We start from the raw sequence: 15,322 nt of genomic DNA on the forward strand, positions 1-15,322 counted from the left end.
CTCACCTCACCTCACCCGGCATCATGGAACCGTGCCCGAAGGAGACACCGTCTGGCAGGTCGCCCGCCGCCTGCACACCGCGCTGGCCGGGCGGGTCCTGACCCGCTCGGACCTGCGCGTGCCCTCGTTCGCGACCGCCGACCTCACCGGCCGCACGCTCCTCGACGTCACCCCGCGCGGCAAGCACCTCCTCGCCCGGATCGAGGGCGGGCTCACGCTCCACTCCCATCTGCGGATGAACGGCGCCTGGCGGGTGTACGCCACTGGGGAGCGCCCCCGTGGCGGCCTCGACCACCAGATCCGGGCGATCCTCGGGAACACCGAGTCCACCGCGTACGGCTACCGGCTCCCGGTCCTGGAACTGATCCGCACCGCCGAGGAGACCCGCGCGGTGGGCCACCTGGGCCCGGACCTGCTCGGCCCGGACTGGGACCCGGAGGAGGCCGTACGACGCCTCCTCGCCGACCCGGCCCGCCCGCTCGGCGAGGCACTGCTCGACCAGCGCAATCTGGCCGGCATCGGCAACGTGTACAAGTCGGAGCTGGCGTTCCTGGCCGCCGTCACCCCCTGGCTCCCGGTCGGCGCGCTCGCCCCCGACGTCCCGGCCCGACTGGTGGCCACCGCCCACCGCCTCCTGGAGGCGAACAAGGACCGCCCCGACCGGCGCACCACCACCACGCGCCGCCCCGGCACCCCGCTGCACGTCTACGGCCGCGAGGGGCAGCCCTGTCTGCGCTGCGGCGCCCGGATCCGGAAGGCGGAACTCGGCGACCGGATCACGTACTGGTGCCCGGCCTGCCAACAGGGCCCGACTAATTGACGATCCGTCAGATCCGGTCGTACGGTCCGGACATGACCCTCTCGGCGTACGACCTCACCGGCCGCACCGCGTTCGTCACGGGTGCCGCGAGCGGCATCGGCCGCGCCACCGCTCTGCTCCTCGCCCAGGCGGGCGCGACCGTGCACTGCGCGGACCGCGACGAGCGCGGACTCAAGGAGACCGCGGCCCTGGTCACGGGCGAGGGAGGCACCGCGCACACCCACGCCCTGGACGTCACCGACCGGGCCGCGCTGGCCACCGCCGTCCGCTCCGCGGGCCCCCTTCACGTCATGGCGGCCGTCGCCGGGATCATGCACACGAGCACCGTCCTGGAGACCCGCGACGAGGACCTCGACCGCGTCCTCGCCGTGAACTTCAAGGGGGTCCTTTACGCCTGCCAGGAAGCGGCCCGCTCGATGATCGCCTCCGGCACCACCGGCTCGATCGTCACCATGGCCTCGGGCGCGATGGACACCGCGAGCCCCGGCCTGCTCTGCTACAGCGTCACCAAGGCGGCCGTCGTCCAGCTCACGAAGACCCTGGCGATGGAGGCCGGCCCGCACGGCATCCGGGTCAACGCGGTCGCCCCGGGCTGGATCCGCACCCCCATGACGGACCGCCACGAGCCGACGGCCCAGGAGCAGGCGGAGGCCGCGATGATCCGTCACTCACCTCTGCGCCGGGTCGGTGAGGCACAGGACATCGCCCACGCGGTCCTCCACCTCGCCTCCGACGCCTCCTCGTTCACGACGGGCCAGATCCTCCGCCCCAACGGCGGCGTCGCGATGCCTTGGTGACGCCCACACCGCCGGCCACGTGCACCGGCAGCAGGCTCAGCCCCCAGCCGCCCGCGGCCACCGCGCCCTCGACGATCCCGGCATCCCCCGGCACGAGGAACAGGCGCAGCACCGCCCACCACCAGAGCCCCCCGGCCACCAGCCCGACCGCGACCAGCGCGAGCGTCACCGGCGGAACACGTCGCCGTACCATGGCCGCCTCCTGCGGTCGACGCTAGACCGGCAGGATCACCCAGCGGGAGGGCGCACCGGAGGCAAACCCGGCGCACGCCGCAGCCACAGCCGCGCGGGGAGGCACAACCGCCCCACGCACAGCGGCGTACGCCCCACGCACAGCGGCGCACACCCCACACTCCGCGGCGCACACCGCACGTATCGCCACGCCCTACACGCTCTCCGCCTGGAACATCCACGCGTGCTTCTCGAGGTCGCCCGTCAGACCGATCAGGATGTCCTGGCTGATCGGGTCGGGTTCACCGGTCGCACCGATCCGTTCCCGCATCCGGGTGATGACGGCCCCCAGTGCGGCGACCAGGATCTGGACCGCCTCCCCGTCCTTGATCCACCCCTCCGGCACCGTCCCGATCGCGCTGGAGGAGGCCACGGTCGCCGAGCGTCCGTCCGGGTTGACGCCGAGCGCCGAGGCGCGCTCCGCCACGGTGTCGGAGTGCAGCCGCGCGGTGTCGACGACCTCGTCGAGCTGCAGATGGACGGAGCGGAACCGCGGCCCGACGACGTTCCAGTGCACTTGCTTGGCGACCAGGGCGAGGTCGACGAGATCGACCAGCGCCCCCTGGAGCGCGTGGCCGACCGTCTTGAGGTCGGACTCGGACAGCGGGCTCTTCACCACGGACATGCGGGATCTCCAACCACTCGTACGTTCCCCCACCATGGCACGACCCACCAGAACCCGGCATCTCAGACAAATCATCACGATCGGCGACCGAAAACGAGAGAAGCCCCGATCGGCGTCCCCGAAGGGGCACCGACCGGGGCTTCGCCCCACTTCGGTTCAGGCAGCGACGACGTCCACCGCTTCCGCGGGCGCCTTGATGGTCACCCGCCCGGTGGGCACACCGCCCACCGACGTCACCGACACCGAATTGAGCATCGGGCGTACCGGCGTCGGCACCGGTTCGCTCGCCGCTGCCGACTCGGCCAGTTCGGCCAGCGACAGCTCGTCGCTCACTTCACGCATGAGCTCGGACATCCGTACGTCCAGCGCGTCGCAGATCGCGGAGAGCAGCTCGGAGGAAGCCTCCTTCTGCCCCCGCTCCACCTCGGAGAGATAGCCGAGCGAGACTCGGGCGGACGAGGAGACTTCGCGCAGAGTACGGCCTTGGCGCTGGCGCTGCCGACGCAGCACGTCACCCAACAGGCGACGGAGCAGAATCATCGGTGGCTCCCTCCTCGGACCGCGTAGCCGCATCCTTCACGCCCCACCGTACCGCCTCGCGCTGCGGCCGTGCGGGGAGCGATGTCGTGTTCACTCAGGGCTGCAAACATCAATTCCCCCCGTAGTGTTCCGTATCCTGTGCCCGCGCATTTCCCGAGAGTTCCTCATGGAGCAGTGCCAACACGCTCCGTACGCTCTCTCTACGGATTTCCGCGCGGTCGCCGTTCAACCTCAACGAGACCACTTTCCCGGCTCCGGCGCCCGCTCCGGCCGGTCCCGCGACCGCCACGTAGACGGTTCCGACGGGCTGTCCGTCCTGCGTCTCAGGGCCCGCGACGCCGGTCGTGGAGATTCCCCAGTCGGCGCCGAGCCGGACCCGTACACCGGCCGCCATCTGCAGCGCGACCTCCGGGTCGACCGCGCCGCGCTCCGCGAGGAGGGCCTTGTCGACACCGAGGAGTTCGTGCTTGAGGGCCGTGGCGTAGGCCGTGACCGACCCCAGGAAGGATTTCGAGGCTCCTGGCGCACCGGTGAGCTCCGCGGCCACCAGACCACCCGTGAGCGACTCCGCCGCGGCCAGCGTGTCACCACGCTCCGCGAGCAGCGCCAGCACCCGGGCGGCCTCGGTCATCGCGCCGCCGTCTCCGACTCCGCGGCCGCCCGCTCCTCCGCGAGGCCCTGGCGGCGCAGGACGATCGCCTGTCGCACGTAGTCCAGACCGGTGACGACCGTCAGCACGACGGCCACGGCCATCACCCAGAAGCGCAGGGTGGCCAGCGGGCCGGTGAGCATCAGCACGTACATGCCGACCGCCGTGCCCTGCGCGAGCGTCTTCATCTTGCCGCCGCGGCTCGCCGGGATGACCCCGTGCCGGATCACCCAGAACCGCATCAGCGTGATCCCCAGCTCGCGGGCCAGGATGACCCCGGTCACCCACCAGGGCAGATCACCCAGCAAGGAGAGGCTGATGAGCCCGCCGGCCATGATCGCCTTGTCGGCGATCGGGTCGGCGATCTTCCCGAAGTCGGTGACGAGGTTGTACGTACGGGCGAGGTGCCCGTCGAACACGTCCGTGATCATGGCGACGGCGAACGCCGCCCACGCCCAGGCGCGCCAGGCGGGGTCGTGCCCGCCGTCCTGGAACAGCAGCACCACGAAGGCCGGCACGAGCACGAGCCGGATCATGGTGAGGATGTTCGCGATGTTCCACAGGCTGGCCTGGTTGACGGCCGCAGTGCCCAGCTTTCCGCGGGGCGCCGGCCTACCGGTCCCGCCCGTCGCGGATGCCGGGACTCCGGTCATCTGGCTGCCTCCTCGAAAAGACACTCGGCCACCAGGTCGACGCCTTCCGTGCCGACGACCTTCGCCCTGACCATACGGCCCGGAGCCAGGTCGGGGCTCGTACCGTCGGCCGTGGTGAGGACCACCTGGCCGTCGGTCTCGGGCGCCTGGTGGGCGGCGCGGCCGATCCAGCCGTCCTCCTCGTCGACGGACTCGACGAGTACTTCCAGGGTCTCTCCGATCCGCTCCTCCGCGCGCTGCGCGGTGAGCTCCTCGGCGAGCCGGGAGAGGTGGGCGAGCCGCTCGTCGATGACGTCCTGGTCGAGCTTGTGCTCGTACGTGGCGGCCTCGGTGCCGTCCTCGTCGGAGTAGCCGAAGACGCCGACGGCGTCGAGCCGCGCGTGGGTGACGAAGCGTTCCAGCTCGGCGAAGTCCGCCTCGGTCTCGCCGGGGAAGCCGACGATGAAGTTGGAGCGGGCACCGGCGGTCGGGGCCTTGGACCGGATGGTCTCCAGGAGCTCCAGGAAGCGGTCGGTGTCACCGAAGCGGCGCATGGCCCGCAGCACGTCGGGGGCGCTGTGCTGGAAGGACAGGTCGAAGTAGGGCGCGACCTTCTCGGTCGAGGTGAGGACGTCGATCAGACCGGGGCGCATCTCGGCGGGCTGGAGGTAGCTGACCCGGATGCGCTCGATGCCGTCGACCGAGGCCAGCTCGGGCAGCAGGCTCTCCAGGAGCCGGATGTCACCGAGGTCCTTGCCGTACGAGGTGTTGTTCTCGGAGACCAGCATGACCTCCTTCACACCCTGCTCGGCGAGCCAGCGCGTCTCGTTCAGCACGTCCGAGGGACGGCGCGAGACGAAGGAGCCGCGGAAGGACGGGATGGCACAGAAGGAGCAGCGGCGGTCGCAGCCGGAGGCCAGCTTCACGGAGGCGACGGGACTGGTGTCCAGACGGCGGCGGAGCGGCGCGCGGGGCCCGGAGGCGGGCGCGAGCCCCTCGGGGAGGTCGGCCGGCGCGTCGACGGGGGCCTCGGCGGCGTCTCCGTGTCCCGGCAGGGCCACGGCCGCGGCGGCCTCCTGGCGCTCCACGGGCGACAGCGGCAGCAGCTTGCGCCGGTCACGCGGGGTGTGGGCCTCGACACTGCCACCGTTGAGGATGGTCTGGAGGCGGTTGGAGATGTCGGCGTAGTCGTCGAAGCCGAGGACGCCGTCGGCCTCCGGAAGGGCCTCGGCGAGCTCCTTGCCGTACCGCTCGGCCATGCAGCCGACGGCCACGACGGCCTGGGTCTTGCCGTGATCCTTCAGATCATTGGCTTCGAGGAGGGCGTCGACGGAGTCCTTCTTGGCGGCTTCGACGAATCCGCAGGTGTTGACGACGGCGACATCCGCGTCCTCGGCGTTCTCGACGAGCTCCCAGCCGTCCGCTGCCAAGCGGCCTGCGAGCTCCTCCGAGTCCACCTCGTTACGGGCGCAGCCAAGAGTGACAAGGGCGACGGTACGGCGTTCGGGCATGAGCTCAAGACTACTTCGTCCCGGCCGTTCCCCCGTCGCGCAGGGTTCACCTGCGCGACGGAGGTCACATCGCGGGGTCAGACGGGGCCGGGCGGATCATCCGGCCTCGGGGTCGCCCTTGGTGTAGCTGAGCCGCTCGACCTGACCAGATTCGAACTTCTCTTCGACCTTCTTGCCGTTGACGTAGAGCTCGATGGCGCCGGCGTTGCCGAGGACCAGGTCGACACGGGCGTCGTCCTGGAAGGTCTTGGACTCGCCCTCCAGGAGGAGGCCGTCGAAGAGCAGCTTCCCGTCCTCGGCCTTGGCCGAGATCCAGCTCTTGCCGTCGACGGCGGTGAGCTTGACCGTGACCTTGTCCTGCGGGACCGCGGCGATCGCGCTCTCGCTGGGCTTCGGGGCCGCGGGCTTGACCGGCTTCGGCTTGGCGGTGGACGTCGCCTTCTCCGGCGCCGGGGCCGGACCGCCGTCGGCGGTCGTGGTGCCCTTGGGGGCCTCGTTGCCGTCGAACATCGTGAAACCGACGAAGCCGACGACGGCGACGATCGCCGCGACCATCGCGGCGGTCCAGTTGGGCCGCCGCGGTTCGGGGCGGATACGTTCCGCCTCGAAGAGCGGGGCGGCGGGGGTGGGCGAGGGACGACCGCCGTGAGCGGCGTCGTACTGCTCGATCAGATCGGCCGGATCGAGGCCGACGGCGCGCGCGAGGGTACGGATGTGCCCGCGGGCGTAGACGTCGCCGCCGCAGCGCGAGAAGTCGTCCTCCTCGATCGCGTGCACGATCGGGATCCGGACACGGGTGGAGGCACTGACCTCTTCGACGGTGAGACCGGCGGCGATTCGGGCCTGCTGGAGAGCGCGACCGATCGAATCCCGGTCGTCTGCCGGGAACGTCCGGTCGTCTTCGGGGGAGTTGCCGATGGACACGTGAGCGCCTTTCGAGCGTGTAGCCACCTGCTGGACGTTCAGTCTATGGGTGGTACGAAAGGGTGGGGCAACCGGGCGGGTGCTGTTTGTACGCCATGAGGCTGGGACATCCATCTGTCCCACCGTCCAACTTGACGTACGGGCGGGGGAAACGGTTGCCCCCGGTTCCCTTACGAGTGAGTCTCGGCCAGGTCTCGATCGGACACCCCGACACCTACCGCCCCCGCTCTCCCCGTTCTCCCTACTCGCCCCGCTCTCCCTGACTCCCCTACGCCCCGGACTCCCCCCGGATCACCGCGAGCACCCCGTCCAGTTCGTCGGGCTTCACCAGCACGTCACGCGCCTTTGAGCCCTCGCTCGGTCCGACGATGTTCCGCGACTCCATCAGGTCCATCAGCCGGCCGGCCTTCGCGAAGCCGACGCGCAGCTTGCGCTGGAGCATCGACGTGGAGCCGAACTGCGTCGAGACGACCAGCTCGGCGGCCTGGCACAGCAGATCGAGGTCGTCGCCGATGTCCTCGTCGATCTCCTTCTTCTGCTTGGTGCCGACGGTGACGTCCTCCCGGAAGACGGGCGTCATCTGGTCCTTGCAGTGCTGCACGACGGCCGCGACCTCGTGCTCGGTGACGAAGGCGCCCTGCATGCGCGTCGGCTTGTTCGCCCCCATCGGCAGGAACAGACCGTCACCCTTGCCGATGAGCTTCTCGGCACCGGGCTGGTCCAGGATGACCCGGCTGTCGGCGAGCGAGGAGGTGGCGAAGGCGAGCCGCGAGGGCACGTTCGCCTTGATGAGACCGGTGACGACGTCCACCGACGGCCGCTGGGTGGCCAGCACGAGATGGATGCCGGCCGCGCGGGCCAACTGGGTGATGCGGACGATCGAGTCCTCGACGTCCCGGGGCGCGACCATCATCAGGTCGGCGAGCTCGTCGACGATCACCAGCAGGTACGGGTAGGGGTTCAGCTCCCGCTGGCTGCCCTCGGGCAGCTTGATCTTCCCGTCCCGGATGGCCTGGTTGAAGTCGTCGATGTGCCGGAAGCCGAAGGCGGCCAGGTCGTCGTAGCGGAGGTCCATCTCCTTCACCACCCACTGGAGGGCCTCGGCGGCCCTCTTGGGGTTGGTGATGATCGGGGTGATCAGGTGCGGGATGCCCTCGTAGGCGGTGAGCTCGACCCGCTTGGGGTCGACGAGCACCATCCGGACGTCCTCGGGGGTCGCTCTTATCATCACCGAGGTGATGAGGCAGTTGATGCAGGAGGACTTGCCGGAGCCGGTGGCGCCGGCGACCAGGACGTGCGGCATCTTCGCCAGGTTGGCCATCACGTAGCCGCCCTCGACGTCCTTGCCGAGCGCGACCAGCATCGGATGGTCGTCGCCCGCCGCGTCCGCGAGCCGCAGCACGTCCCCGAGGTTGACCATCTCGCGGTCACTGTTCGGGATCTCGATGCCGACGGCGGACTTGCCGGGGATCGGCGAGATGATCCGGACGTCCGGTGAGGCCACGGCGTACGCGATGTTCTTGGTGAGGGCTGTGATCTTCTCGACCTTCACGGCGGGGCCGAGCTCGACCTCGTACCGCGTGACCGTCGGGCCCCGGGTGAAGCCGGTGACGGCCGCGTCGACCTTGAACTCCGTGAAGACGTTGGAGAGCGACTCCACGACGAGGTCGTTGGCGGCGCTCCGCGTCTTGCCGGGCCCGCCGCGCTCCAGCAGGTCCATGGACGGCAGGGAGTACGTGATGTCGCCGGAGAGCTGGAGCTGCTCGGCGCGCGGCGGCAGATCGGTCGGCTCGGGCGCCGGCTTCGTCAGGTCGGGTACGCCCCCGCCGGACCGCTGGTCGCCCCCGCGCGCCGACGGTACGGGCGCGGCCGGAGCCACGGGCCCGGAGGTCTCGGCGGCGGCCGCCACGGCGGCGTCGCGCTCGGCGGTGACGTCCCTGGTCAGATCGGCGACGATCGGGGAGGGCGGCATGCCGTTGAGCACGGCGCCGTCGAGGGCGGCGGCCGCGGCCGCGGCGACGTCCACCGGGTCGAGGCCGTGGTCGAAGTCGGCGGGCGCGGAGCTGCGCGGACCCCGGCGGGCCCGCCGGTCCAGGAGCTCGGCCTCTGCCCGGTCCACGTCGTACGGCTCCGCCGGGCCGGTCGCCCGGCGCCGCGCGGGGCGGGTGGTCCGCGGCGCGGCCTCGCGCCAGTCCTCGTCGTAGCCCTCGTGTCCTTCGTACCCCTCGTACCCCTCGGCCTCCGCCGGTTCGTCGGCGGATTCGACGATGCCGAGCCGGGCGCCGAGGGCGCGCAGGCGCTGCGGGATGGCGTTGACCGGGGTGGCGGTGACGACGAGCAGACCGAAGAGCGTGAGCAGCACGAGCATCGGTACGGCGAGGACCTCGCCCATCATGAAGACGAGGGGCTGGGACGCGGCCCAGCCGATGAGCCCGCCCGCGTCCTGCATGGCCTCGGTGCCGTCGCCACGGCCCGGTGAGCCGCAGGCGATGTGGACCTGGCCGAGGACGCCGATGACGAGGGCGGAGAGCCCGATCACGATCCGGCCGTTGGCCTCGGGCCTCTCGGGGTAGAGGATCAGCCGGACAGCGATCGCGCCGACGAGCAGCGGCACCAGCAGGTCGAGCCGGCCGAAGGCGCCGGTGACGAGCATCTCGACGAGGTCGCCGACCGGGCCGCGCAGATGGGACCAGGTGCCCGCGGCGACGATCAGCGCGACGCCGAGCAGCAGCAGCGCGAGCCCGTCCTTGCGGTGGGCCGGGTCGAGGCCCTTGGCGCCACGCCCTATCCCGCGGAACATCGCCCCCACCGCGTGGGCCAGGCCGAGCCAGACCCCGCGGGCGAGCCGGTAGACGCCCCCGGTGGGGGACGGTGCCGGGCGCGGCGCGGCGCGCTTCGCGGCGGTCTTCCGCGCGGGCGCGCGCTTGGCGGGCGCGGCCTTCTTGGCCGGCGCCTTCTTCGCGGCGGGTTTCGCGGGCGGTTTGGCAGGCGACTTCGCAGTCGCCGCTTTCTTCGCGGCGGCCGTCGTCCGGCCGGCGCGCGGCTTTGCGGCGCCCGCCGTGCCCTGAGAACCCTTGCCGGACGTACGTGAAGCCATGATGTCGAGGTTACCGGTGAGGGGACGGGCTGTCCGCCTCACCCGATCGTGTCGCCCTTGCCGGGGCGCGAAGCTGACGTCGGGTCACGACACCCCGCCCGGAGTGACGACACGTCAGGGCCGGGCGGGCGGCGTCGAGTCTGCGCGGCGCACACGATGCACGTGGCCGGCCTACGCGATGCACGTGGCCGGCCTACGCGATGCACGTGGCCGGCCTACGCGATGCACGTGGCCGGCCTACGCGATGCGCGCGGTCCACGCAGTGCACAGGTCCACGCGGAGTCCGCGCCGTTCCCGTCAGGTCTGGGCGGGCAGCGTCGGCGCGGCGCCCGTGCCCGGCTCCAGGGCGTCCAGGGCCCGCCGCAGCCCGGTCAGCTTCCGCTCCAGGTGCGCGGCGGTCGCGACGGCCGCCGCGTCGGCGGAGTCGTCGTCCAGCTGCTTCGACAGCGCCTCCGCCTGCTCCTCGACGGCGGCGAGGCGGGCGGACAGCTCGGCGAGCAGTCCGGCGGACTCCTTGCCGTGACCGCCCTCGCCGCCCTCCAACTGCAGCCGCAGCAGAGCTGCCTGCTCGCGCAGCTTGCAGTTCTTCATGTAGAGCTCGACGAAGACGGAGACCTTGGCCCGCAGCACCCACGGGTCGAAGGGCTTCGAGATGTAGTCGACCGCCCCGGCCGCGTACCCCCGGAAGGTGTGGTGGGGGCCGTGGTTGATGGCGGTCAGGAAGATGATCGGAATGTCCCGGGTCCGCTCGCGCCGCTTGATGTGCGCGGCCGTCTCGAAACCGTCCATCCCCGGCATCTGAACGTCCAGCAGGATGACCGCGAAGTCGTCCGTCAGCAGCGCCTTGAGCGCTTCCTCCCCGGACGATGCCCGCACCAGCGTCTGATCGAGCGCGGAGAGAATGGCCTCCAGCGCCAGCAGATTCTCCGGCCGGTCATCGACCAGGAGGATCTTGGCCTTCTGCACCATGCCCCGTCCTCCTCGTCCCGGCAACGGCTCTCCCCGGCTCCCGTAACCGGGGGAAGCACCGGGCGCCGCCCCAGAAGACGACTCCCTAGCGCCGTCCGTCCTTGTGCCGGTCATCGTAGCCGCACCCCGCCCGTCGCCACACCCTGTCACCGCGATGTCACTGTGCACGTGGCAGAAACGCGGTGGGAGACCAGAAGGTTCCCCGTATCCCGCCCTCTCACACCCGTGTGGCGACAGCCCGTCAGCGGAGCTCGGGAGCCCGCGCGGCACTCCGCGCGGGCCCCCGTCCCGGAGTCACTCCCCCCGCATCCACTGCTCCATGACGGACAGCAGGTGGTCGGGGTCGACCGGCTTCGTCACGTAGTCCGAGGCACCCGACTCGATCGCCTTCTCCCGGTCGCCCTTCATGGCCTTCGCCGTCAGGGCGATGATCGGCAGCCCGGCGAACTGCGGCATCCGCCGGATCGCGGTCGTCGTCGCGTACCCGTCCATCTCCGGCATCATGATGTCCATCAGCACGACCGTCACGTCGTCGTGCTGCTCCAGGACCTCGATGCCCTCGCGCCCGTTCTCCGCGTACAGCACCGCGAGCCCGTGCTGTTCCAGGACGCTCGTGAGCGCGAAGACGTTACGGATGTCGTCGTCCACGATGAGCACCTTCTCGCCCGAGAAGTTGAAGGTGCGCCGCGGCTCGACCTCCGCCTCCGGCTCCGTCCGGTCCGCCGCACCCTGCTGACCGGCCTGCCCCGGCACCGCGGTCCGCGCCCCGGTCGCCTCCGCCGCGGCCTTCCGGCGGTGCCGGAACAGCGCCCCGGCCCCCGACCGCGCCTCGGTCCGCACGGGCGTCGGCGGGAAGTGCGGGAAGGCGTGCACGCCCGTCCCCTCCTCGACACCCTGCTGGAGTTCCTCGGCGTCCGCCCCACCCTGCCCGTAGCCGTGCGACGGCGACTCCGCCGGGCTCAGCGGCAGATAGAGCGTGAACGTCGAACCGCGGCCCGGCTCGCTCGCCGCGAAGATCTCGCCGCCGAGCAGCCGCGCGATCTCCCGGCTGATCGAGAGCCCCAGACCCGTACCGCCGTACTTCCGGCTGGTCGTGCCGTCGGCCTGCTTGAACGCCTCGAAGATGACCCGCATCTTGCTCGCCGCGATCCCGATCCCGGTGTCCGTCACCGAGAACGCGATCAGATCCGCCTCCGGATCGCGCAGCGAACCGGCCTCCAGGAGCTGCTCGCGGATCGACTGCGGCACATCCGCGTTCGCGGGCCGGATCACCAGCTCCACCGCGCCGGAGTCGGTGAACTTCACCGCGTTGGAGAGGAGGTTGCGCAGCACCTGGAGCAGCCGCTGCTCGTCGGTGTGGAGCGTGGCCGGCAGCTCGGGCGAGACCCGCACCGAGAAGTCGAGCCCCTTCTCCGCGGTGAGCGGCCGGAAGGTCGCCTCCACGTAGTCGACGAGCTGGACGAGCGCGATCCGGGTCGGCGAGACGTCCATCTTGCCCGCCTCGACCTTGGACAGGTCGAGGATGTCGTTGATCAGCTGGAGCAGGTCCGAACCGGCCCCGTGGATGGTCTCCGCGAACTCGACCTGCTTCGGCGTCAGGTTGGTCTCGGCGTTGTCCGCGAGCAACTTGGCGAGGATCAGCAGCGAGTTGAGCGGGGTACGCAGCTCGTGCGACATGTTCGCGAGGAACTCGGACTTGTACCGCATGGAGACGGCGAGCTGTTCGGCCCGCTCCTCCAGGACCTGCCGCGCCTCCTCGATCTCGGTGTTCTTCACCTCGATGTCGCGGTTCTGCCGGGCCAGCAGCTCGGCCTTCTCCTCCAGTTCGAGGTTGGAGCCCTGGAGCTCCTTCTGCCGGTGCTCCAGCTCGGCCGAGCGCTCCTTGAGCTGCTCCGTGAGCTCCTGCGACTGCTGGAGCAGCACCTCGGTCTTGGTGTTGACGCTGATGGTGTTGACGGTCGTCGCGATCAGCTCGGCGATCTGGTTGAGGAAGTCCCGCTGGATCTGCGCGAACGGCTGGAACGAGGCGAGCTCGATCACGCCGAGGACCTTGCCCTCGAAGAGCACCGGCAGCACGATCACATGCGCGGGCGAGGCCTCCCCGAGCCCCGAGGAGATCTTCAGATAGCCCGGCGGCACGTTGACCTGGATGGTCCGCTTCTCCTCGGCCGCCGTCCCGATGAGCGTCTCCCCCGGCCGGAACGAGGTCGGCATGGACCCGGTGGAGTACGCGTAACTCCCGCGCATCCGCAGCTCGTACGAGCCGTCGCCTTCACCGACGAGTTCGGCGTCGCTGTGGGCGGAGCCCGTCGGCATGGCCACGAAGAAGGCGCCGTGCTGCGCCGAGACCACCGGCGTCAGCTCGCTCATGATGAGCGAGGCCACGTCGTCGAGGTCCCGACGGCCCTGCATGAGCCCGGAGATACGGGCCAGGTTGCTCTTGAGCCAGTCCTGCTCGTCGTTGGCGAGGGTGGTGTCGCGCAGGTTGGCGATCATCGTGTTGATGTTGTCCTGGAGCGCCTGGATCTCGCCGGCCGCGTCCACGCCGTCGATCTTGACGTTGAGGTCGCCGCGGGTCACCGCGGTGGCGACGGCCGCGATGGCCCGCACCTGCCGGGTGAGGTTCCCGGCCATCTCGTTCACGGACTCGGTGAGATCGCTCCAGGTGCCCTCCACGTCCCGGACCCGGGCCTGGCCGCCGAGCTGCCCGTCGGTGCCCACCTCACGGGCCACTCGCGTGACCTCCTCAGCGAAGTTCGACAGCTGGTCGACCATCGTGTTGATGGTGTTCTTCAGCTCCTGGATCTCACCGCGCGCGTCGATGTCGATCTTCTTGGTGAGGTCGCCCTTGGCGATGGCGGTGGTGACGGCGGCGATCTGCCGCACCTGACCGGTGAGGTTGTCGGCCATCGAGTTCACCGACTCGGTCAGGTCCTTCCAGGTGCCGGAGACCCCCGGCACCCGGGCCTGGCCGCCCAGTTCGCCCTCCGTACCCACCTCACGGGCCACCCGCGTGACCTCGTCGGCGAAGGACGACAGGGTCGTCACCATGGTGTTGACGGTCTCGGCGAGTTCGGCGACCTCGCCCCGCGCCTCGACCGTCACCTTCTTCGTCAGATCGCCGTTGGCCACGGCCGCCGAGACGCGGGAGATGTTCCGCACCTGACTCGTCAGGTTGTTGGCCATCAGGTTGACGTTGTCGCTCAGGTCCTTCCAGGTACCGGTGACCCCGCGCACCCGCGCCTGGCCGCCGAGGATGCCCTCCGTACCCACCTCACGGGCCACCCGCGTGACCTCGTCCGCGAAGTTCGACAGCTGGTCGACCATCGTGTTGACGGTCGTGACCAGCTCCAGGATCTCGCCCCGGGCGTCGACCGTGATCTTCTTGGAGAGGTCGCCCATGGCGACCGCCGTCGTGACCTCGGCGATGTTCCGCACCTGAATGGTCAGGTTGTTCGCCATGAAGTTCACCGACTGCGTGAGGTCCTTCCAGGTGCCGGAGACCCCCTGCACCTCGGCCTGACCACCCAGGATCCCCTCGGTGCCCACCTCGCGGGCCACCCGGGTCACCTGCTCGGCGAAGTTCGACAGCTGGTCCACCATCGTGTTGAGGGTGTTCTTCAGCTCCAGGATCTCGCCGCGGGCGTCCACGTCGATCTTCTGCGACAGGTCACCCCGGGCGACCGCCGTGGCGACCTGCGCGATGTTACGGACCTGGGTCGTCAGGTTCCCGGCCATGCCGTTCACCGAGTCCGTCAGATCACGCCACACGCCGGCCACACCGGGCACCTGCGCCTGCCCGCCGAGCCGGCCGTCCGTACCCACCTCGCGGGCCACCCGGGTCACCTGGTCCGCGAAGGCGGACAGCTGGTCGACCATCGTGTTGATGGTGTTCTTCAGCTCCAGGATCTCGCCCCGCGCGTCCACGTCGATCTTCTGCGACAGATCGCCGCGGGCCACGGCCGTCGTCACCTGAGCGATCTGCCGCACCTGCGAGGTCAGGTTGCCGGCCATGAAGTTCACGGAGTCCGTGAGCTCCCGCCAGCGGCCGGAGACCCCGTCCACCCGGGCCTGACCGCCCAGCCGGCCCTCGGTGCCCACGTCCCGCGCCATCCGCGTCACCTGGTCCGCGAAGGACGACAGCTGCGACACCATGGTGTTGACGGTGTTCTTCAGCTCCAGCATCTCGCCGGCCACGTCGACCGTGACCTTCTGCGACAGATCACCGTTGGCCACCGCCGTCGTCACCTGCGCGATGTCCCGCACCTGACCGGTCAGGTTCCGGAAGGCCGTGTTCACCGAGTCGGTGAGGTCCTTCCACGTCCCCGCCGCTCCCGGCACCTCCGCCTGGCCGCCGAGCAGACCCTCGACGCCGACCTCCCGGGCCACCCGGGTCACCTCGGAACCGAAGGCCGACAGCTGGTCGACCATCGTGTTGACGGTGTTCTTCAGCTCCAGCATCTCGCCGGCCACGTCGACCGTGACCTTCTGCGACAGATCACCGTTGGCCACCGCCGTCGTCACCTG

The 15,322-nt window shown here is 70.5% G+C and carries 12 protein-coding genes; 2 read left to right on the plus strand and 10 right to left on the minus strand.

Features of this window, described 5'->3' with window-relative positions:
* Positions 1 to 31 precede the first annotated feature (31 nt).
* Together ACWFR1_RS35295 and ACWFR1_RS35300 are read left to right on the plus strand one after the other, a co-directional pair.
* Positions 32 to 820 carry an Fpg/Nei family DNA glycosylase gene (locus tag ACWFR1_RS35295; protein ID WP_453558767.1) on the plus strand — a complete coding sequence of 263 codons (789 nt, stop codon included), beginning with the start codon at positions 32 to 34 and terminating at the stop codon, positions 818 to 820.
* 32 nt (positions 821 to 852) lie between these two features.
* Positions 853 to 1,617: an SDR family NAD(P)-dependent oxidoreductase gene (locus tag ACWFR1_RS35300; RefSeq protein ID WP_453558770.1), complete on the plus strand. Its 765-nt coding sequence runs from the start codon at positions 853 to 855 to the stop codon at positions 1,615 to 1,617.
* On the opposite strand, the gene ACWFR1_RS35305 is transcribed toward ACWFR1_RS35300, so the two are convergent.
* The 10 genes from ACWFR1_RS35305 to ACWFR1_RS35350 form a co-directional block, all read right to left on the minus strand.
* A complete protein-coding gene (locus tag ACWFR1_RS35305; RefSeq protein ID WP_453558772.1) occupies positions 1,565 to 1,810 on the minus strand; it encodes a hypothetical protein in 246 nt (81 codons plus the stop codon). The genes ACWFR1_RS35300 and ACWFR1_RS35305 overlap by 53 nt on opposite strands.
* Positions 1,811 to 2,002: 192 nt before the next feature.
* Entirely contained in the window at positions 2,003 to 2,473 is a 471-nt protein-coding gene (locus ACWFR1_RS35310; RefSeq protein ID WP_453558775.1) for a Dps family protein, read from the minus strand.
* A gap of 156 nt (positions 2,474 to 2,629) precedes the next feature.
* On the minus strand, positions 2,630 to 3,013 hold the full coding sequence (locus ACWFR1_RS35315; RefSeq protein ID WP_015036585.1) for a helix-turn-helix domain-containing protein: 384 nt from the start codon (positions 3,011 to 3,013) through the stop codon (positions 2,630 to 2,632).
* Positions 3,014 to 3,122: 109 nt separating this feature from the next.
* Complete coding sequence (locus ACWFR1_RS35320) at positions 3,123 to 3,644, minus strand: CinA family protein (protein WP_453558778.1); 522 nt, start codon at positions 3,642 to 3,644, stop codon at positions 3,123 to 3,125.
* Positions 3,641 to 4,315: a CDP-diacylglycerol--glycerol-3-phosphate 3-phosphatidyltransferase gene (pgsA, locus tag ACWFR1_RS35325; protein ID WP_453558780.1), complete on the minus strand. Its 675-nt coding sequence runs from the start codon at positions 4,313 to 4,315 to the stop codon at positions 3,641 to 3,643. Before pgsA ends, ACWFR1_RS35320 begins: the two co-directional genes overlap by 4 nt.
* Positions 4,312 to 5,805, minus strand: coding sequence for a 30S ribosomal protein S12 methylthiotransferase RimO (gene rimO, locus ACWFR1_RS35330; RefSeq protein WP_453558783.1), 1,494 nt, complete (start codon positions 5,803 to 5,805; stop codon positions 4,312 to 4,314). Before rimO ends, pgsA begins: the two co-directional genes overlap by 4 nt.
* A gap of 96 nt (positions 5,806 to 5,901) precedes the next feature.
* Positions 5,902 to 6,729: a helix-turn-helix domain-containing protein gene (locus ACWFR1_RS35335; protein ID WP_453558785.1), complete on the minus strand. Its 828-nt coding sequence runs from the start codon at positions 6,727 to 6,729 to the stop codon at positions 5,902 to 5,904.
* A 268-nt stretch (positions 6,730 to 6,997) separates the two neighbouring features.
* A complete protein-coding gene (locus ACWFR1_RS35340; RefSeq protein WP_453558788.1) occupies positions 6,998 to 9,826 on the minus strand; it encodes a DNA translocase FtsK in 2,829 nt (942 codons plus the stop codon).
* 297 nt (positions 9,827 to 10,123) lie between these two features.
* Positions 10,124 to 10,795 (minus strand): response regulator, encoded by a 672-nt coding sequence (locus ACWFR1_RS35345; RefSeq protein WP_055641027.1) that lies wholly within the window; start codon positions 10,793 to 10,795, stop codon positions 10,124 to 10,126.
* Positions 10,796 to 11,089: 294 nt separating this feature from the next.
* Positions 11,090 to 15,322, minus strand: a 4,233-nt coding sequence (locus ACWFR1_RS35350; RefSeq protein WP_453558791.1) for a HAMP domain-containing protein, incomplete at its 5' end; no start/stop codon positions are given.

It is taken from the genome of Streptomyces sp. NPDC055103 (assembly GCF_053607625.1).